This window comes from Micromonospora sp. PRAS1, assembly GCF_059553435.1.
The window spans coordinates 47062-65885 of record NZ_JCANNB010000037.1 but is presented as its reverse complement, the minus strand read 5'-3'; the positions used below and the strand labels follow the sequence as shown (position 1 = coordinate 65885).

Annotated in this window: 18 protein-coding genes; 12 read left to right on the top strand and 6 right to left on the bottom strand. The window is 71.7% G+C overall.

The annotated features are described in order from the left end of the window. Positions 1-525: endonuclease V (locus tag AC507J_RS26565; RefSeq protein WP_496292188.1), on the top strand; the 525-nt coding region annotated here is incomplete at its 5' end. A gap of 19 nt (positions 526-544) precedes the next feature. Here AC507J_RS26565 and AC507J_RS26560 read toward each other — a convergent pair. Together AC507J_RS26560 and AC507J_RS26555 are read right to left on the bottom strand one after the other, a co-directional pair. Next, positions 545-826, bottom strand: a complete 282-nt coding sequence (locus AC507J_RS26560) for a hypothetical protein (RefSeq protein WP_496292186.1) — start codon at positions 824-826, stop codon at positions 545-547. After that, on the bottom strand, positions 823-1131 hold the full coding sequence (locus AC507J_RS26555; protein WP_496292184.1) for a DivIVA domain-containing protein: 309 nt from the start codon (positions 1129-1131) through the stop codon (positions 823-825). Before AC507J_RS26555 ends, AC507J_RS26560 begins: the two co-directional genes overlap by 4 nt. A 195-nt stretch (positions 1132-1326) precedes the next feature. Between AC507J_RS26555 and AC507J_RS26550 the strand changes: the two genes are divergently transcribed. From AC507J_RS26550 to ispG, 7 genes are all read left to right on the top strand, one after another. Beyond that, entirely contained in the window at positions 1327-2208 is an 882-nt protein-coding gene (locus tag AC507J_RS26550) for a helix-turn-helix domain-containing protein (protein WP_496292182.1), read from the top strand. A gap of 4 nt (positions 2209-2212) precedes the next feature. After that, the gene (locus AC507J_RS26545) at positions 2213-2395 is read left to right on the top strand and encodes a DUF397 domain-containing protein (RefSeq protein ID WP_496292200.1); all 183 of its coding nucleotides are present in this window, start codon (positions 2213-2215) and stop codon (positions 2393-2395) included. 232 nt (positions 2396-2627) lie between these two features. Next, a complete protein-coding gene (locus AC507J_RS26540) occupies positions 2628-3593 on the top strand; it encodes a hypothetical protein (RefSeq protein WP_496292180.1) in 966 nt (321 codons plus the stop codon). A 106-nt stretch (positions 3594-3699) separates the two neighbouring features. Further along, positions 3700-4386, top strand: a complete 687-nt coding sequence (locus tag AC507J_RS26535; RefSeq protein WP_496292178.1) for a Uma2 family endonuclease — start codon at positions 3700-3702, stop codon at positions 4384-4386. Positions 4387-4485: 99 nt separating this feature from the next. Then, positions 4486-5697 (top strand): 1-deoxy-D-xylulose-5-phosphate reductoisomerase, encoded by a 1212-nt coding sequence (dxr, locus tag AC507J_RS26530; protein ID WP_496292176.1) that lies wholly within the window; start codon positions 4486-4488, stop codon positions 5695-5697. Next, the gene (locus AC507J_RS26525; RefSeq protein ID WP_496292174.1) at positions 5697-6947 is read left to right on the top strand and encodes a M50 family metallopeptidase; all 1251 of its coding nucleotides are present in this window, start codon (positions 5697-5699) and stop codon (positions 6945-6947) included. Before dxr ends, AC507J_RS26525 begins: the two co-directional genes overlap by 1 nt. Positions 6948-6956: 9 nt before the next feature. Next, positions 6957-8129 (top strand): flavodoxin-dependent (E)-4-hydroxy-3-methylbut-2-enyl-diphosphate synthase, encoded by a 1173-nt coding sequence (ispG, locus tag AC507J_RS26520; RefSeq protein WP_496292172.1) that lies wholly within the window; start codon positions 6957-6959, stop codon positions 8127-8129. Between the two features lie 61 nt (positions 8130-8190). Here the strand turns inward: ispG and AC507J_RS26515 are convergent, their stop codons facing one another. Beyond that, entirely contained in the window at positions 8191-8769 is a 579-nt protein-coding gene (locus AC507J_RS26515) for a PadR family transcriptional regulator (RefSeq protein ID WP_496292170.1), read from the bottom strand. A 182-nt stretch (positions 8770-8951) separates the two neighbouring features. Between AC507J_RS26515 and AC507J_RS26510 the strand changes: the two genes are divergently transcribed. Both AC507J_RS26510 and AC507J_RS26505 read left to right on the top strand, forming a co-directional pair. After that, positions 8952-9791, top strand: a complete 840-nt coding sequence (locus AC507J_RS26510) for a GNAT family N-acetyltransferase (RefSeq protein WP_496292168.1) — start codon at positions 8952-8954, stop codon at positions 9789-9791. A gap of 128 nt (positions 9792-9919) precedes the next feature. After that, positions 9920-13582: an ATP-binding cassette domain-containing protein gene (locus AC507J_RS26505; RefSeq protein ID WP_496292166.1), complete on the top strand. Its 3663-nt coding sequence runs from the start codon at positions 9920-9922 to the stop codon at positions 13580-13582. Positions 13583-13736: 154 nt separating this feature from the next. Here AC507J_RS26505 and AC507J_RS26500 read toward each other — a convergent pair whose 3' ends face one another. The 3 genes from AC507J_RS26500 to AC507J_RS26490 all read right to left on the bottom strand — a co-directional run bounded on the left by AC507J_RS26500 (position 13737) and on the right by AC507J_RS26490 (position 16577). Next, on the bottom strand, positions 13737-14804 hold the full coding sequence (locus tag AC507J_RS26500) for an NADH:flavin oxidoreductase/NADH oxidase (RefSeq protein ID WP_496292164.1): 1068 nt from the start codon (positions 14802-14804) through the stop codon (positions 13737-13739). Between the two features lie 74 nt (positions 14805-14878). Then, positions 14879-15619, bottom strand: coding sequence for a DUF998 domain-containing protein (locus AC507J_RS26495; protein ID WP_496292162.1), 741 nt, complete (start codon positions 15617-15619; stop codon positions 14879-14881). Continuing rightward, positions 15612-16577, bottom strand: a complete 966-nt coding sequence (locus AC507J_RS26490; protein ID WP_496292160.1) for a glutathione S-transferase family protein — start codon at positions 16575-16577, stop codon at positions 15612-15614. Before AC507J_RS26490 ends, AC507J_RS26495 begins: the two co-directional genes overlap by 8 nt. 109 nt (positions 16578-16686) lie before the next feature. Between AC507J_RS26490 and pcaF the strand changes: the two genes are divergently transcribed. Both pcaF and AC507J_RS26480 read left to right on the top strand, forming a co-directional pair. Beyond that, positions 16687-17889: a 3-oxoadipyl-CoA thiolase gene (gene pcaF / locus AC507J_RS26485; RefSeq protein ID WP_496292158.1), complete on the top strand. Its 1203-nt coding sequence runs from the start codon at positions 16687-16689 to the stop codon at positions 17887-17889. A 115-nt stretch (positions 17890-18004) separates the two neighbouring features. After that, positions 18005-18823 (top strand): SAM-dependent methyltransferase, encoded by an 819-nt coding sequence (locus tag AC507J_RS26480; RefSeq protein ID WP_496292156.1) that lies wholly within the window; start codon positions 18005-18007, stop codon positions 18821-18823. Position 18824: the final 1 nt, after the last annotated feature.

The window sequence follows — 18824 nt, the reverse complement described above, 5'->3', positions numbered from 1 at the left end:
ACGGCCGCCGCCGTGGTCTTCGACCTGACCACCGGCGTCGAGGTGGAATCGGCTGTGGTGCCCGGCGAGGTGACGTTTCCGTACGTCCCAGGGTTGCTGGCGTTCCGCGAGGTGCCGATCCTGCTGACGGCGCTCGACCGGCTCACGGCCCGGCCTGACCTGGTGGTCTGCGACGGTTACGGCATTGCTCATCCGCGGCGCTTCGGGCTGGCCTGTCATCTCGGGGTGGTGACCGGGCTGCCGACCTTCGGGGTGGCGAAGACCCCGTTCGTCGCCGGGTACGACGAGCCGGGCGAGCGACGGGGCGACTGGTCGCCGCTGCGGGTCGGCGACGAGGTGCTGGGCCGGGTGCTGCGTACGCAGTCCGGCGTCAAGCCGGTGTTCGTGTCGGTGGGCCACCGCACCGCCCTGGACCAGGCCACGACGCTGACCCTCGACCTGACCCCCCGCTACCGCCTCCCCGAGGTGATCCGCCGAGCCGATTTCCTCTCCCGCGAAGCCCTCCGCCGCCCGCAAACCGGTTGATCATGAGAATGGCGGCTTCTCAACTGCCGCCAACCTCATGGTCAACAGGATGGATGGTTGGTGGGATGCAGGGGGCGTCGTGGGTGGCCGGGAGGGGGCAGCGGCCGGGGCCGTCGTGCCGGGCGTCGCACCAAACTCGGGTACGCACGCACTGGTGGTCTTCCTCGCTGAGGGTGGTTTCGCCGAAGTCGATGGCGGTGAGGTGACCGAGCGAGTCGCGGAGCGTGACGGCGAGGGCGGTGGCCTGGTCGAGGCTGGTCAGCGTGGTGGGCAGGTGAATGATCCAGCGTGGTGTGTTCATTGCGGCCCCTGGTCGGGTTTGGTGGTCGACCGGTAGTGGTGGTGGCCGGCCTGTCGGGACTGCCATCGCCGCAACGCTCGGCGCATGCGTTCGGCCTCGGTGTTGGCGGTGGTCAGCTCGCGGCGCAGGCGTTCCAACTCGTCGGCGAGCCCATTGAGGTAGTCGTACACCTCAATGGGGTCAAGGCCGCGCGGACGAATGGTAGTGAAGGTGACGGCGCGGACCTGTTGGGGAAGCGGGCCCTCCTCGCTCGAATTGATCATCGGCGGGCCGCTTCCTGCTTGACCGACTTCATGATCGTCCAATCGTCAATTGTGGACGGTGCCGGGGCGGGCGCCGGGATGAGGATTCGGGGAATGGCGCCCGCCCCGGTCGTGACGGCCGGGGGATTGGCCGGTCATCAACGATCCTGATTTTCCTACTGGCCCTACGCAATCTTCTGCGGAAGAATTCGGACCAAAGGATGAGGAGCCTTACGCGACGGCCGTAAAGGAGATGACGTGGACGACTCGGGAAGCACCGTCCCGCGTAGGCAACTCGGCAGATACTTGAGAGAGCTTCGCGAAAACGCGCATGTGACGGTGGTCGCGGCGGCGAAGGAACTGGAATGGTCGACACCGCGAATCTGGCGGTACGAGACCGGCCAGGTTCCCGTGCACCCGAACGACGTGGAGGCCATGTGTCGGGTCTATGGCGCGAGCCGCGAGACCACCCAGACCCTGCGCGCCCTGGCCCGGGAAACCAAGGCGCATGGCTGGTGGCACAGCTACGGAGAGGCGGTAGTGGACTGGTTCAAGCTCTACGTCGGCCTGGAGGCCGCCGCAACGAAGATCCGGAAGTACGAGGCTGACCTGATTCCCGGCCTGTTGCAGACGGTCGAGTACATGACAGAAGTGATCGCGACGGATCTCCCGCAATTGAGCGCGGCGGAGCAACAGGCCAGGGTGGACGTCCGCCTGCGCCGACAACGACTACTGGCCCGCGCAGTGCCCCGGGCGCCCTACTACGACGTGATCCTCAACGAGGCGGTGCTGCGCCGACCACTGCGGGACCGGTCGGCGATGGCCCGGCAACTCGATGCCCTGCTGGTGGCAAGCCAGCGGCACAACATCACCCTTCGAGTCCTGGCGTTGGAGGCGGGGCTGTTCCGCTGGGCCGAGACAGGCACATTCACCATGCTCGACTTCCCCACCGAGGTACGTGAGCCGGAGCCGACCACCATCTATATGGACGGTCCGTGCGGTGCGGTCTACCTTGACAAGCCGTACGAGATCCAGACCTACGAGGACGCTTGGCGCTCGCTCGGCGAGCGAGCGCTCGACGTCGATGACTCCCGTGAGCTGATCACGGCGATCGCGAAGGAGATGAACCATGAAGCGTGACGGGATATGGCGCACGTCCTCTCGGTCCGGCGGCAACGGTGAGTGTGTCGAGGTGGCGGGGTTCGTCGACGCGGTCGGCGTACGCGACAGCAAGGACCGGCAGGGTCCGGCGCTGAGCTTTGCTCCCGCGAGCTGGACCCGGTTCGTCGCCGCCACCCGCACCGACGAGTTCAACACCGCCGACTGAGCGCGACCCGACGCGGTCCGGTGCCGGCTGCACCGGACCGTCGCCGAGTTGAGCCAACCGGCAGCCCGACCTGCCCCCTCAAGGTGGCTATCGCACCCGCTTCCGTGCGTCCACACCGACCCGGGTCGATCATGAGGTTGGCGGCATTAGTTGATCTTCAAACTGCCGCTAAGCTCATGATCAACGTGGGAGGGGTGGGGGTCTTGGAGGTTGGGGTGGGCGGGGTCGGCGGGTGAGCCGGGAGCGGCTGGAGCGGCACCAGGTCTGGTGGTATCTCAGTGCGGTCGTGCTCGGGCTGGCCGTGGGGGCGGTCTGGCCGCGGGGCGGGCATGCCGGTGAGGTGTTGGTCTGGCCGGTGCTCGCGTTGCTGCTGTACGCCACGTTCACCCAGTTGCCGTTGACTTCGATCCCGGCCGCGTTCCGGGACGGGCGCTTCCTCGCCGCTGCGCTGATCGGCAATTTCGTGCTCATCCCCGGTGTCGTGTGGGGCCTGGTCCAGTTCACTCCCGCCGACGACGCGCTGCGGCTGGGCCTGCTGCTGGTGCTGCTGGTGCCGTGCACCGACTGGTTCATCACCTTCACGCAGCTCGGTCGGGGCGATGCGAGCCGGGCCACCGCGTTGACCCCGATCAGCCTGCTGCTGCAACTGGCGCTGCTGCCGGCGTACCTCTGGTTGATGTCCGGCACCGACTTCGCCGCCGTCTTCGCCCCCGGGGATGTCTGGCCGGCGCTCCTGGTGTTGCTCCTGCCGCTGGGTCTGGCCGCGGTGAGCGAGGTGTGGTTCGCCCGGCGGCCCGAACGGGACCGGATCCGCCAGCGGCTGGGCTGGTGGCCGGTGCCGCTGCTCTCCGTGGTGATCTTTCTGGTCGCCGCCGCGCACGTCGGGCCGGCCCGGGAGGCGCTTGACGTACTGCCCGTCGTCATCGCGGTCGCCGCCGCGTTCCTGGCCAGCAGCCTTGTCCTGGCCAGGCTGCTCGCGACCGTCGGGAAGCTGTCTACCGTGCAGGGCCGCACGCTGGCCTTCTCGCTGGGTACCCGGAACTCGTTCATCGTGCTGCCCTTCGCGCTCTCCCTGCCCGCCGGGTGGGAGATCGCCGCCGTGGTCGTCGTGATGCAGTCCCTGGTCGAACTCTTCGGCATGATCTTCTATCTGTGGTTCGTCCCCCGACACCTCTTTCCGCAGCGCGAGCCGGGTTGAGGTGCGCCGCTCCGGCTTGACGGACGGGCTGTGCGATGGCGTGCGGCGCGGGCTGCGCTGGCTAGGCTGAGCTGAGCAGAATGTTCCGCTGAGGGGGTGAGCCCGAATGGCCCAGGCTGCGTACGCGCCCGAGCCCGAGCCCGAGCCCGCGCCCGAGCCGGAGGGTGCCGACGTTCGGCCCGCCGGACCGTCCTTCGACGTGCTGCGGTGGCGCGACGAGCCATGGACCGCTCAGCTTGCCCTCGACCTGTTGCCGGAGACCAACGGCCCCAAGGTTGAGGTCCTGAGCGGAAACGTGATCGTGACACCCCACGCCGGTTATGACCACCAGGATGTCAAGCTTGATCTCGCATACCTGTTGAAGCAGGCGGCCCGCAAGGCCAAGCTGTGGCTCTACCTGGAGACTAACGTGGTCTCCGGGGAAGACCTGTTCATCCCCGACATCGTCGTGCTCAAGGTCCCGGGCGGAGGCCGCACGACCATGGACATCAAACACGCCGTCCTGCTGGGTGAGGTCATGTCGCCCGGCAACCGCCGTAAGGACATCATCGATCGTCCGCGCGAGTACGGTGCCGTCGGCGTGCCCTTCTTTCTGCGGGTCGACCTGCGTAACCGGGTTCCCACCATCGCACTGTTCGAGTTGACCGACGGCGAGTACCGGCCGGTGGCCGCCGCTGCCGCCGGAAGCACGTTCGTGATGCGGGAGCCGTTCGAGTTCTCGATCGATCCCGGTTACCTGCTCGGCGAGGAAGCCCCGGTGGACGACGAGGGCGTCCCGACCAGCAGCGGCTGAGTCGATCTCGGGCCGTGTTAATAAGGGGCCCTTCCTCTACACCAGGCGTTAATAAGGTGCCCTTCCTTGCACCCAAGGCGGATGCGGAAGAATGGCGGGGTGACCTCCCCCCGCGATCTTGTGCTGTTGGGCTGTACCGGCTCGGTCGGTACCCAGGCCGTCGACATCGTGCGGCGCAACCCGGACCGGTTCCGGGTGGTGGCGCTCGGTGCCGGTGGCGGAAACGTGGAACTGCTCGCCGCCCAGGCGTTGGAGCTTGGCGTCGAGGCGGTCGGGGTGGCGAAGGCCTCCGCCGCGCAGGATCTTCAGCTCGCGTTCTACGCCGAGGCGAGCCGCCAGGGCTGGGCCTCCGGCGAGTTCAAGCTGCCCAAGATCGTGGCCGGGCCGGATGCGATGAGCGAGCTGGCGCAGTGGCCGTGTGACGTCGTACTCAATTCGGTGGTGGGGTCGCTCGGGCTGGCGCCGACGCTTGCGGCGCTGCGGGCCGGGCGTACCCTCGCGCTTGCCAACAAGGAGTCTCTCGTAGCCGGCGGTTCGCTGGTCAAGGCCGCGGTGACCCGGCCGGGGCAGATCGTCCCGGTGGACTCGGAGCACTCGGCGCTCGCGCAGTGTCTGCGCGGCGGCAGCCGGGGCGAGGTACGCCGGCTGATCGTCACCGCAAGTGGTGGCCCGTTCCGGGGCAAGCGGCGCGACGAGCTGACCTCCGTCACGCCCGAGCAGGCCCTCGCCCACCCGACCTGGAACATGGGGCCGGTCGTCACGATCAACTCGGCGACCATGGTCAACAAGGCGCTGGAGGTGATCGAGGCGCACGAGCTGTTCGACGTGCCGTACGCCGACATCACCGTGATGGTGCACCCGCAGTCGGTGATCCACTCGATGGTCGAGTTCGTGGACGGCTCCACCCTCGCCCAGGCCAGCCCGCCGGACATGCGGCTGCCGATCGCGCTGGGGCTGGGCTGGCCGGACCGGGTCGCCGACGCCGCCTCCGCCGTCGACTGGACGAGCGCGCACAGCTGGGAGTTCGCGCCGCTGGACGACGAGGCGTTCCCGGCGGTGGCGCTGGCCAAGGCGGCCGGCGAGACGGGCCGGTGCCGGCCGGCCATCTACAACGCGGCGAACGAGGAATGCGTGGCGGCCTTCGTCGCCGGCCGGCTGCCGTTCCTCGGCATCGTCGACACGTTACAGCGCGTGCTGGAGGAGGCTCCCGATTTCGGCGAACCGGGTACCGTCGAGGACGTACTCGAAGCCGAGTCGTGGGCCCGCGCGCACGCGCAGGCGATCATCGCTGCTGCGGTGGAAGGAGCTTGATGTCGTTCGCGTTCGGGGTGACGCTGTTCGCCCTCGGCATCCTCATCTCGGTGAGCCTGCACGAGGCGGGCCACATGCTCACCGCCAAGTTCTTCGGCATGAAGGTCACCCGCTACTTCGTCGGCTTCGGGCCCACCCTCTGGTCGTTCAAGCGGGGCGAGACCGAGTACGGCATCAAGGGCATCCCGCTCGGTGGCTTCTGCAAGATCGTCGGGATGACGCCGCAGGACGACGACGTCGAGCCCGGCGACGAGAAGCGGGCCATGTGGCGTTACCCGGTGTGGAAGCGCACGATCGTGATGTCCGCCGGGTCGGTCACCCACTTCGGGCTGGCGATCCTCGCCACCTGGCTGGCCGCGATGACCTTCGGCCTGCCCAACCCGGACTTCCCGCGCAACGAGGAGCAGATCCGCGCCGAGCCGGCGGTGGTCGCCATCCAGGACTGCGTCCTGCCGGACACCACCTGGCGGGAGTGTGCCGCCGGTGACGCGCCGAGCCCGGCCGGGGCCGGCGGGTTGCAGAACGGCGACCGGATCACCTCGATCAACGGGACCCCGATCAACAACTACGGTGAGCTGCTCACCACCCTGCGGGCCACCACCCCGGGCAGCACCGCGACCATCGGCTACGAGCGCGACGGCCAGGCCGGCAGCACCGAGACGGTGCTCGCCACCACCAAGCGCCCGCCGATCGACGACCCGAGCGGCCCGGTCACCGAGGTCTCCGCGCTCGGCGTCGGGCTTGTCGTCTCCACCCCGGGCCTGGTCTCCCACGGCCCGGTGGCGGCGGTCGGTGCGACAAGCACCTTCCTCGGCGACATGGCGGTGGCCACCGCGCAGGCGATGCAGCGCCTGCCGGAGAAGGTGCCGGCGCTCTGGCGTGCCATCACCGGCGGCGAGCGGGACATCGACACCCCGATCAGCGTGGTCGGTGCCAGCGTCCTCGGCGGCGAGGCGGTCGCCAACGACGCCTGGGAGCTGTTCGTGATGCTGTTCATCTCGCTGAACTTCTTCATCGGGGTGTTCAACCTGCTGCCGCTGCTGCCACTGGACGGCGGGCACATCGCCATCGCCTGGTTCGAACGCGCCCGCTCCTGGGTGTACGCGCGGCTGCGCCGCCCCGACCCGGGCCGGGTCGACTACTTCAAGCTGATGCCCTTCACGTACGTGGTGATCCTGATCGGTGGCGTGTTCACCCTGCTCACGATCACTGCGGACGTCGTCAACCCGATCACCCTCTTCCCAAGGTGAGTGCCTGAAGTGACCGCTGTCAGCCTCGGTATGCCCGCCGTACCGCCGCCGCCGCTCGCCCCGCGCCGGGCCAGCCGCCAGATCATGGTCGGTTCGGTGCCGGTCGGCGGCGGGGCACCGGTGTCGGTGCAGTCGATGACCACGACCCTGACCGCCGACGTCAACTCCACCTTGCAGCAGATCGCGGAGCTGACCGCGTCCGGTTGCCAGATCGTCCGGGTGGCGGTGCCCAGCCAGGACGACGTGGAGGCGTTGCCGGCGATCGCCCGCAAGTCGCAGATCCCGGTGATCGCCGACATCCACTTCCAGCCGAAGTACGTCTTCGCGGCGATCGACGCCGGCTGCGCGGCGGTGCGGGTGAACCCCGGCAACATCCGGCAGTTCGACGACAAGGTCAAGGAGATCGCCGCAGCGGCCTCGGCCGCCGGTACGCCGATCCGGATCGGGGTCAACGCGGGTTCGCTGGACAAGCGGCTGCTGGCCAAGTACGGCAAGGCCACCGCGGAGGCGCTTGTCGAGTCGGCGTTGTGGGAGTGCTCGCTCTTCGAGGAGCACGGCTTCCGGGACATCAAGATCTCGGTCAAGCACAACGACCCGGTGGTGATGATCCGGGCCTACCGGCAGCTCGCCGAGCAGTGCGACTACCCGCTGCACCTGGGCGTCACCGAGGCCGGCCCGGCGTTCCAGGGCACCATCAAGTCGGCGGTGGCCTTCGGGGCGCTGCTGGCCGAGGGGATCGGCGACACCATCCGGGTGTCGCTCTCCGCACCGCCGGTCGAGGAGATCAAGGTCGGTGCCCAGATCCTGGAGTCGCTGGGGCTGCGGGAGCGGGGTCTGGAGATCGTCTCCTGCCCGTCCTGCGGGCGGGCCCAGGTGGACGTCTACAAGCTGGCCGAGGAGGTCACCGCCGGCCTGGAGGGGCTGCCGGTGCCGCTGCGGGTCGCGGTGATGGGCTGCGTGGTGAACGGTCCCGGCGAGGCCCGCGAGGCTGATCTCGGCGTCGCCTCAGGCAACGGCAAGGGGCAGATCTTCGTCAAGGGCCAGGTCATCAAGACCGTGCCCGAGGGGCAGATCGTGGAGACCCTGATCGAAGAGGCGCTCCGGCTTGCCGACGAGATGGGCGCCGAGCTGCCCGAGGAGCTGCGCGGCCTGCTGCCCGGCGCCACCGTAAGCGTGCACTGACCACCGGATCCAGCACGAGGGCGGCCACCGCAACCGGTGGCCGCCCTCGGCGCGTACCGGGTCACTCGGATTCGGCGAGGATCGCGTACAGCTTGCGGCGGGTCTCGTCGAGCACCTGGGCGGCCCGCTCCCGCTGGTCGTCGGTGCCGGTCATCATCACCTGCCGCAGGGCGTTCATGGCCTGCGCGCCGGCGTGCCGGATGTCGTGCCAGCTGTTGATCGTGTCCTCGGCGACCTCTGCCCAGGGCGGCGTCTGCGCCGCCTGGTCGGCCTCGGCCCGGCCCTGCTCGGTGAGGGTGAACCGCTTCCGGCCGCCGCCGGACTCCTCGGTGGCCGCGATGACGCCCTCGTCCTCGAGCAGTTGCAGGGTGGGGTAGATCGAGCCGGGGCTGGGTCGCCAGGAGCCCCCGGTGCGGGAGTCGATCTCCTGGATCATCTCGTAACCGTGCATCGGCCGCTCGGTGAGCAGGGCCAGCACGGCGTTGCGCACGTTCGGGCGGCGTCCCCGGCCGCGCCCGCGCCGGCCGTGACCATGGCCGTGCCCGCCGGGCGGGAAGGGGGGACCGGGCGGGAACGGCGGGAACCCGAAGCCCCGCATCCGGCTCTCGTGGGGGAGGTGCCCCCGTCGGTGGAACTTCATCTCGACTCCTCCTTGGGACTATCGCTGATGCATCAACGATATATCGGCAATACAACGGCGACAAGTCGCCGGACCAGCGGCTGGGGCCTTGGGTGCTGCTTGTCCCGTCCGGTACGGCCGGGGCGTCCGAGCGCGGTCACCGTCCGCCACCACGTTCGGGGCGGATCTGGCAGGCTGTAACCGTGTTGACGGCGCCGGTGCGGCAACTGGGGGAATCGGAACGGCGCGCGGTCGAGCGGTTGCTCGACCTCGACCCGTACGCGAGTGCGCAGGTCGCGGAGCGGATCGCCGCGCGCGGTCTGGCCTGGTGGCGCGCCGAGGGGCGGGTGCTCGGGTACGGCTCCCGCCGCCAGCTCGAAGCGGTTTGCTGGCTCGGCGGCAACCTGACCCCGGTGCTGGCCGGTCCGCAGGCGGTCGCCGCCTTCGCCGACCTGCTCGCCGGTGAGGAACGGCTCTGCTCCTCGATCGTCGGGCGGGCCGACGCGGTGCTGGAGCTCTGGGACCGCCTCGCCGACACCTGGGGACCGGCCCGCGACGTACGCCCGAACCAACCGCTCCTGGTCACCGACACGCTGCCCGAGGTCGCCGTCGACCCGCAGGTGCGCCGGGTCCGCACCGGCGAACTCGACAGGCTCTTTCCGGCCGCGGTGGCGATGTACACCGAGGAGGTGGGCGTCTCGCCGCTGGCCGAGGACGGCGGGCGCGGGTACCGGCGCCGGGTCACGGACATGATCCGCTCCGGTCGCGCGTACGCCCGGTTCGTCGACGGCCGGGTGGTCTTCAAGGCCGAGCTGGCGGTTGTCACCCGGCGTACCGCCCAGGTGCAGGGGGTCTGGGTGGCGCCCGAGTGGCGGGGCCGGGGCATCGCCACCGGGGCCATGGCGGCGGTGGTCCGGGACGCGCTGACCCGGATCGCCCCGACCGTCAGCCTCTACGTCAACGACTTCAACCGGCCCGCCCGGCGGGTCTACGAGCGCTGCGGCTTCCGCCCGGTGGGCACCCTGGCGACCGTGCTCTTCTGACACCGCACCGCCCAGGCGGCCGCGAGCGACCCCGCCGGGCCGGTCTGCCGGTCGCGAAAATCCGTTGAGCCGCCGGGGCAGGCCACGCCAGGCTGGAACCTCCGCCAGGAAACCGGAGGAACCGACCCATGCGCCTGCTTCGTGATCTGTGGGTCACCTCCCCACGGCGGATGACGCTGGTGGCCGTCCTGGTCGCTGTCGGTGGCATCGGTCAGGCGGCCACCGCCGCGCTGGCCGGCCCGGTGCTGGTGCACCGTTCCGTCGGGTTCTTCGTGCTGCTCTCGGTGGCCCTGGTCGCCGCCGTCGTCAGCGACTTGGTGATCAGCCTGGTGATGGCGGGGGTGACCGCGGACTGGTCGGCCGACCTGCGTCGCCGGCTGTGCCGGGTGGCCATGGGGCAGCCGGTACCCGCCCTGGAGACCACGCCGGTCGGTGAGATGCTCGACCGGATCGACGGGGATGTCTACGACGTGGCCTCGGGGCTGCGGGGTCCCGGCGTACGGCTCGCCCAGGCGCTTGCCGTCGGCGTGGTGTCCACGCTTGTCGCGATCACCGTCTGGTGGCCCGCCGGGGTCGGTCTGCTGCTGCTCACCATCCTGCTCGTGATCACCCTGCGGCGGCCCGCCGGGCGGATCGCGCCGGCCCGGATGCACGAGGAGGCGGCCTGGTCGGACCTGGCGGCGGTGATGGAGGAGGCCATCCACGGCCAGGACGACGTACGCACCAGCCTGGCCCGCCCGTACGTGCTCCGCCTGTACGCCGCGCGGGCCGCCGAGGTGCTCCGCCGTGGCCTGGTCGTCTGGCGGATGTCGGCGCAGGTGAACACCATCGCGGCCGGCGTGACCCGGGCCGGCGTGGCGCTCGTGGTGCTCGGCGGGGTGTGGGCGCTGACCACCGGCCGGGTGGACGCTGCCCGGTTGACCGCGATCTGGCTGCTCGCGCTCTCCCTGGGCATGACCGTCGAACACATCAGCCGGATGGTGCCGGAGGTGCAGTACGCACTCGGCGCGTGGGGCCGGGTGCAGCTGCTCGCCGGGTCCCCGCAGGAGCCCACCGGCGGCGACCCGCCGACCGACGGCGATCTGGTCATCCGCGACCTGACCTACCACTATCCGGCGACCGGCCTGGACGCCGAGCGGGGTCCCGCGCTGCGCGAGGTCGACCTCTCCTTCGTCCGGGGCCGCTCGTACGCCCTGGTCGGGCGGACCGGCTCCGGCAAGTCGACCCTGGCCAAGGTGCTCACCCGGGCCGTCGACGTGCCGCCCGGCACGGTGCTGCTCGGCGGGCGTGACGTGCTCGACCTGGACGTGGAGCAGCTGCGCCGGTGGATCGCCGTGGTACCGCAGCGGACCGAGATCCTCGCCGGCACGCTCGCCGAGAACGTGGCGCTCTTCGATCCCGACCTGCTCGACGCCGCCGCACGGGCCCTGCACGAGCTGGAGCTGGCCGACTGGATCGCCGAACTTCCCGCCGGCCTGGACACCCGCCTCGGCGAGGGCGGGCACGTGCTCTCGGCCGGGCAGGAGCAGCTCGTCGCCTTCGCCCGCATCCTGGTCCGGGACCCGCACGTGGTGATCCTCGACGAGGCGACCGCCCGACTCGACCCGGTGACCGAGGTACGGGTGCAGCAGGCCACCGAGCGGCTGCTGCGCGGCCGGATCGGCATCGTCATCGCGCACCGGCTCTCGTCGGTGAGCCGCTGCGACGAGGTGGTGGTGCTGGCCGACGGCGCCGTGGTCGAGGCCGCCCCGCTGGCCGAGTCGCGGCGCTTCGCCGAACTCCTCGCCGCCGGTCAGGCCGGCGCACACGGCGGCGACGCCGGGATCGGGCTGGCCGAGCCCGGCCGGGCACACGCCGAGCCTGCCCTGGTCGGCGCCAACCCGGCGGCGAGCGTCGCGGCCGACGCCGGCATGTCAGGCGTCGCGACCGGCGCGCATACCATGTCAGGCGTCGCGACCGGCGCGCTCGCCGTTGTCGGTGATCCCGCGCCGGTGGTCGGGCCCGAGCCGGTCGAACCGGCGGAGGGGCGTGAGGTCAGCGGCCGGGAGCGGAGTGGCCCGACCGCCGCGGGTGCCCCGCCCGGCGCTGCGTCGGAGAACGACCGGCAGCCGGCGTCGCGGGCGCGGACCCTGCGGGAGATCGGCCGGCTCTGCCTCAACAACCCCCGCTACGGCCTGGCCTCGGTGGTGATGTTCGCCGTGCTGGTCATCCTCGGCCTGGACGGGCCGCTGCTGGCCTGGCTCTGGGCGGACGTGGTGGACGGCACGGGCGACCTGTGGCTGCCCGCCCTGGGTATCGCCACCGGGCTGGTCCTCGCCATCCCGGCGTACTACTGGACCCACCTGTGGTACCCGGGCTGGTGGGTACGGCAGATGCTGCGGATCAGCCTGCGCCTGGTACACGGCCAGACCGGTCCCCGTCGGGTCAGCCGGCACACCCCGGCGGAGGTGGTGGCCCAGGGCGGCGACACCGAACGGGTGGTGAATCTCGCCGACAACGTGGTGGACCAGGGGATCGGCCTGATCATGCTGGTCAGCATGACCCTGGTCACCGGCAGCATGGTGCCGGGGCTGTTCTTCCTCGGCACGATGGTGCTCTCCGGGCTGGCGGCGACGGCGTTCGGGCCCCGGCTGGAGAAGGCCGCGCGGGACACCGTGGCGGCGCGGGCGGCGTTCGCCACCGCCCTGGTTTCCAGCCTGTCGGCGGCCCGGACGGTGAAGCTCGCCGGAGCCACCCGGCCGGTGCTGGCTCATCTCGCCGCGCTTGACGTGGTGCGCAGCGAGCGGCAGCGCCGGGAGATCGCGGTGCAGGTGTGGGCCCGCTCGACCCCGTCGCTTACCAGCGGCCTGTTGCCGATCGCGGTGTGGGGCCTCTTCCTGAGCGGTGGGCTTTCCGCCGGGGCGGCACTGGTCGCGGTCTCCACCCTGGGCGCGGCACGCTGGTTCGCCTGGACCACCGCATCCCTGATCTCGCAGGTCCCGTCGGCGCGGGTGTGGACCCGGCGGACGGCGGAGATGACCGGGATCGAGGCGTACTCGGCGGCGGTACCGGGAGTGGACCTGGTGGGCGGCACGGCACCCGCACCGCCGGCGCCGCCGCGTACCCCGCTGCACCGGTTGGAGCTGGCCGGGTTCGGTGTCCGGCACACCGACGGCACCGTCGCCGTACGCGACGTCGACCTGACCGTGGAGCGTGGACAGTTGGTGCTGGTCGTCGGGCCGGTCGGCGCGGGCAAGTCCTCACTGCTGCGGGCGCTGGCCGGGATCGCCCCGCACACCGGCCGGCTGACCTGGAACGGTGCGCCGGTCACCGAACCGGAGCTGTTCCTGCGCCCGAACCAGGTCGGCTACGTGGGTCAGCTGCCCCGGGTGCTCTCCGGGACGGTGGCCGACAACATCACCCTCGGCCACCCGGTGGACGCCGGGCACGCGGTCACCACCGCCCAACTGGAGCACGACCTGGCCGCCACCGGCAGCGGGCTGGGTCTGCTCATCGGGCACAAGGGCACCCGGCTCTCCGGCGGGCAGCTACAGCGGCTGGCGCTGGCTCGGGCGCTGGCACCGCGTACCGAGTTGCTGGTCGCCGACGACGTCTCCTCCGCGCTGGACGTCACCACCGAACTGGCGCTCTGGCAGGCGTTGCGCGAGCGCGGCGTGACGGTGGTCGGCTCGACCTCCAAGCGGGCCGCGCTGGTGCGGGCCGACCACGTCGTGGTGCTCATCGGCGGCACGGCGGCGGCCCAGGGACCGTGGCGCGAGTTGGAGCAGCGCTGGGGACACCTCGCGGGCTGAGCCGGCCAAGCCACAGCCGGCGGCCGGATGGGCCGCCGGCTGCCGGGCTCACCGGGCCGTTGGGCTGCCGGGCTCACCGGGCCGTTGGGCTGCCGGGCTCACCGGGCCGTTGGGCTGCCGGACCGCCGCGTTGGCGGGTCGGCAGCCGGTGGCCTCAGACCGCCCGCAGGTACTGGTCGGGCCAGCGGGCGTCGGCACCGAGCTTCGCCGCGGCCTGCTGCGGCCAGTACGGGTTGCGCAGCAGTTCCCGGCCGAGCAGCACCAGGTCGGCCTCGCCCTCGGCGATGATCGCCTCGGCCTGCTCCGGCTCGACGATCAGGCCGACCGCGCCGGTGGCGACCCGCGCCTCGCGGCGTACCTGGGCGGCCAGCGGCACCTGGTAGCCACGACCCACCGGGACGCTGGCGTTCGGCGTCGCCCCACCCGAGGAGCAGTCGACCAGGTCCACCCCGGCGGCGGCGAGTTCGGTGGCGAGCGCGACGCTGTCCTCGACCGTCCAGCCGCCCGGCACCCAGTCGGTGGCGGAGATCCGGGCCAGCACCGGCACGTCGGCGCCGACGGCGGCGCGTACCGTGCGGGCGACCTCCAGGGTGAGCCGCATCCGGCCGGCCCGGTCCCCGCCCCAGCCGTCCTTACGGTGGTTGGTCAGCGGCGACAGGAACTCGTGCAGCAGGTAACCGTGCGCGGCGTGCACCTCCACGGCGGCGAACCCGGCGTCCACCGCCCGGCCGGCCGCCGCCCCGAACGCCTCGACGACTGCGGCGATCCCCGCCTCGTCCAGGGCGGTCGGCACCCGGTACTCCGGCACGAACGGATCGTCGGTGGGGCCGACCGGCACCCAGCCACCCTCGGCATCGGGCACGCCGCCCCGGCGCGGGTCCCACGGCCGGTACGTCGAGGCCTTGAATCCGGCGTGCGCGAGCTGCACGGTCGGCACCGCGCCGTGCGCGGCCAGGAACCGGGTCACCGGACGCCAGGCGTCGACGTGCCGGCCGGACCAGAGCCCGGTGTCCTGCGGGCTGATCCGACCCTCCGGCAGTACCGCGGTCGCCTCGGTCATCACCAGCCCGGCGCCGCCGATGGCGCGGGCGCCGAGGTGCACCAGGTGCCAGTCGGTGGGCAGGCCGTCGGGACCGGCACTGTACTGGCACATCGGTGCCAGGGCGATCCGGTTGGGCAGGGTGACCGTGCGCAGCGCCAGCGGCGTGAACAACGAACTCATTGCCACATCCTCTCCCGACCGGTACGCCACAGACGATGCCCGTAACGAGTGATATCGATGACAGTCCTTACGGGTCAGTCGGGTCGACGGCTGCGGGCCAGGGTGGCGGCGGTGACCAGACCCCAGCCGACCGCCACCGCGAGCAGCAGCCGCTCCAGCACGCCGACCAGCGAACCTCGGCCGATGAAGAGCATGGCGAGGCCGACCGTGCCGGCCAGCGGCAGGGCCACAAGCGTCGCGATCGCGGCGATCCGGCGCAGGGCGCGCCCGGCCGCCGGGGCCAGGACGATCGCGATCATGGCGAAGACTACGGCGGCCGTCGCCGCGATGCTCGCCGCACCGTGCACCAGGTCTGCCACGGTGGCCCGCTCGAACGGCGGCAGCGGGCAGCCGGCACTGCACGTCACCGCGCCGGACAGGCCGGTGGCCAGGCCACCCGCGACGAGCAACGCCGCCGCGACCCGCAACCCCGTGTCGCCGCGCCACCCGCCCCTGCCGCGCCAGACCGCCGGGCCGCGCCGGGCCGGAGTGCCGCGCCGCACCGCCGGGCCGCGCCGCACCGCAGGGCCGCGCCGGCCGCTGCTGGGGTGCAGCGCGGCGGCGAGCAGCAGCAACGCCGCAGCCAGGGCGAAGACCCCGATCCGGTACGTCCAGGCGTACCCGCTGTCGGCGACACCGGCCTCGCTGACGTACCCGGTAAGGCCCGGTCCCGGACCAGCGACCACGGCGAGCGTCACCAGAGTCGCGCCGACGAGCACACCGAGCGTCGCGCCGGCGGCGGTGACCCGCGACGCGATGGCGCTGTCGTCAGCCACGCCCGTGGGGTGTCGTCCAGCCGTGCAGGTCCGGGCCGAGCGGCACGATCCCGGTCGGGTTGATCTCGCCATGGGTGGCGTAGTAGTGCCGCTTGATGTGGTCGAAGTCGACCGTCTCGCCGAAGCCGGCGGTCTGGAACAGGTCCCGCGCGTACGCCCAGAGCACCGGCATCTCGGTCAGCTTGCTCCGGTTGCACTTGAAGTGACCGTGGTACGCCACGTCGAAGCGGACCAGGGTGGTGAAGAACCGCACGTCCGCCTCGGTGATGGTGTCGCCCATCAGGTAACGCCGGTCGGTCAGCCGCTGCGACAGGGTGTCCAACCGGGCGAAGAGCGCCGTGTACGCCTCGTCGTACGCCCGCTGCGAGGTGGCGAACCCGCACCGGTAGACGCCGTTGTTGACGTCGCGGTGGATCTCGGCCATCAGCGCGTCCAACTCCGGACGCAGCTCGACCGGGTAGAGGTCCGGGGCACCCGGGGCGTGCAGCCGCCGCCACTCGGTGGACAGGTCCAGGGTGAGCTGCGGATAGTCGTTTGTCACCACCCGCCCGGTGAGCGTGTCCACAAGCGCGGGCACGGTGACCCGGCCGGCGTAGTCGGGATCGGTGGCCAGGTACGCCTCGGAGAGGAAGCCGATGCCCAGCACCGGGTCGAAGCCGTCCGGGTCGAGGGTGAACCGCCAGCCGCGCTCGTCGCGGATCGGGTCGACGGTGCCCAACGAGATGGCGTCCTGGAGCCCGAGCAGGTTGCGGACGATAAGTGCCCGGTGCGCCCACGGGCAGGCCCGACACCAGATCAGCCGGTAGCGCCCCGGCTCCAGCGGCCAGCGGTCCTGCTCGTCCGGCCCACCGCCGGGCGGTGAGGTGGAGTGCGGGGTGACCCGCCCGGTGAACCGGTTGGGTTGCCGGACGAAGGCTCCGGCGTCGCTGGTCTCCGCGCTGAACTGGGCTCCTGCCATGCCGATAACCTATCTCCGATCTTCCGGCGATATCCTGGCCGCCGGACGTCCCCGGCTACCCGGTGGACGCGCCGTCGCCCCTGCCCTTCCCACCCCCGAAGGACTCGCGATGACCGTGGCATACCTGGTGGCCGGTGTCCGCACCCCGATCGGCCGGTACGCGGGCGCGCTCGCCGGCGTACGCCCCGACGACCTGGCCGCGCACGTCATCCGCGAGCTGGCCGCCCGCCATCCGTCCGTGGACTGGTCGCGTACCGACGACGTGATTCTCGGCTGCGCCAACCAGGCTGGCGAGGACAACCGCAACGTGGCCCGGATGGCGGCGCTGCTCGGCGGGCTGCCCGAGGAGGTCTCCGGCAGCACGGTCAACCGGCTCTGCGGCTCCGGCCTCGACGCGCTGGCCACCGCCGCCCGGGCGATCGTCGCCGGCGAGGCGGACCTGATCGTGGCCGGCGGCGTGGAGAGCATGAGCCGGGCGCCGTTCGTCCTGCCGAAGGCGACCAGCGCGTTCTCCCGGGCCGCCGAGATGTACGACACCACGATCGGCTGGCGGCTGGTCAACCCGCTGATGGAGCGCGGCTGGGGCATCGACTCGATGCCGGAGACGGCGGAGAACGTCGCAACGGAGTACGGCGTCGACCGGCTCACCCAGGACGAGTTCGCGTACCGTTCGCAGCTGCGGGCCGCCAAGGCGCAGGCCGACGGCCGGCTGGCCGAGGAGATCGTGCCGGTGACCGTGCCGGCGGGCCGGCGCGAGACGCGGCTGGTCGAGGTCGACGAACACCCCCGCCAGACCTCCCTGGAGAAGCTCGCCGCGCTGCCCACGCCGTTCCGCGACGGTGGCACGGTGACCGCCGGGAACTCCTCCGGCGTCAACGACGGCGCGGTGGCGCTGCTGGTCGCCTCGGAGGCGGCGGTCGCGGCGTACGGGCTCAGCCCACTGGCCCGGGTCAGCGGCGCGGCGACCGCCGGCGTACCGCCCCGGATCATGGGCATCGGTCCGGTGCCGGCGACCCGGCGGCTGCTCGACCGGCAGGGGCTCACGCTGGCCGACCTCGACGTGATCGAGCTGAACGAGGCGTTCGCCGCCCAGTCCGTCGCGGTGCTGCGGGAGCTGGGCCTGCCCGCCGACGCCGAGCACGTCAACCCGAACGGTGGCGCCATCGCCCTGGGGCATCCGCTCGGGGCCAGCGGTGCCCGGCTCGCGCTCACCGCCGCCCTGGAGCTGCGTCGCCGGGGTGGCCGGCGGGCGCTGGCGACCATGTGCGTCGGAGTCGGGCAGGGCATCTCGCTGCTGCTGGAGGCCGCCTGACCGGCTGGGCCGCCCGGACGAGCGGTAGAGCAGCACCTGGATCTCCCGTCGCGTGACGCACCGGCCTAGAGTGGTCAGCGTCACACGATCCGCGGCGACGACTTGGGGTGTACCAGTGCAGATGCCGGACGGGCTGCCCACCAGGATCGACCTCTCCCGGCCCAGCGCGGCCCGGGTGTACGACTACTTCCTCGGCGGTGCCCACAACTTCGAGATCGACCGGCAGTTGGCCGAGCAGATCGCGGCCATGACGCCGAACCTGCCGGCCACCATGCGGGCCGGGCGGGAGTTCCTGCGCCGGGCGGTACGGGCGCTGCTCGATGCCGGCGTCGACCAGTACCTGGACATCGGCTCGGGCATCCCCACGGTCGGCAACGTGCACGAGGTCGCCCAGGCCGCGAACCCGAAGGCCCGGGTGGTCTACGTCGACATCGACCCGGTGGCGGTGGCGCACAGCCGGGAACTGCTGGCCGGCAACGAGCTGACCGGCGTCGTCCACGCCGACCTGCGTGACCCGGAGCGGATCCTGGCCGAGGCGCGCCGGCTGGAGCTGATCGACTTCGACCGGCCGCTGGGCATCCTGCTGGCCGGTGTGGTCCACTTCGTCCCGGACGCCGATCGGCCCGGCGAGATCCTGGCGACGCTGCGGGCCGCCGCCGCGCCCGGCAGTCATCTGGTCATCTCCCACTCCACCTTCGAGGACCAGCCGCAGGAGATGCTTGACGCGCAGCGGTTGTCGGCGCGTACCGCCACCGAGATCAGCCTCCGCTCCCGCGCCGAGATCACCGGTTTCTTCGGCGACTGGACGATCCTCGAACCGGGAGTGGTGCACATGGAGCTGTGGCGTCCGGACTCGCCGTCCGAGGTCGCCGCCGACGCGCAGCGGTTCGGCGCCTTCGGCGGCGTGGCCCGCAACGACCGGCCTGCGGACTGAC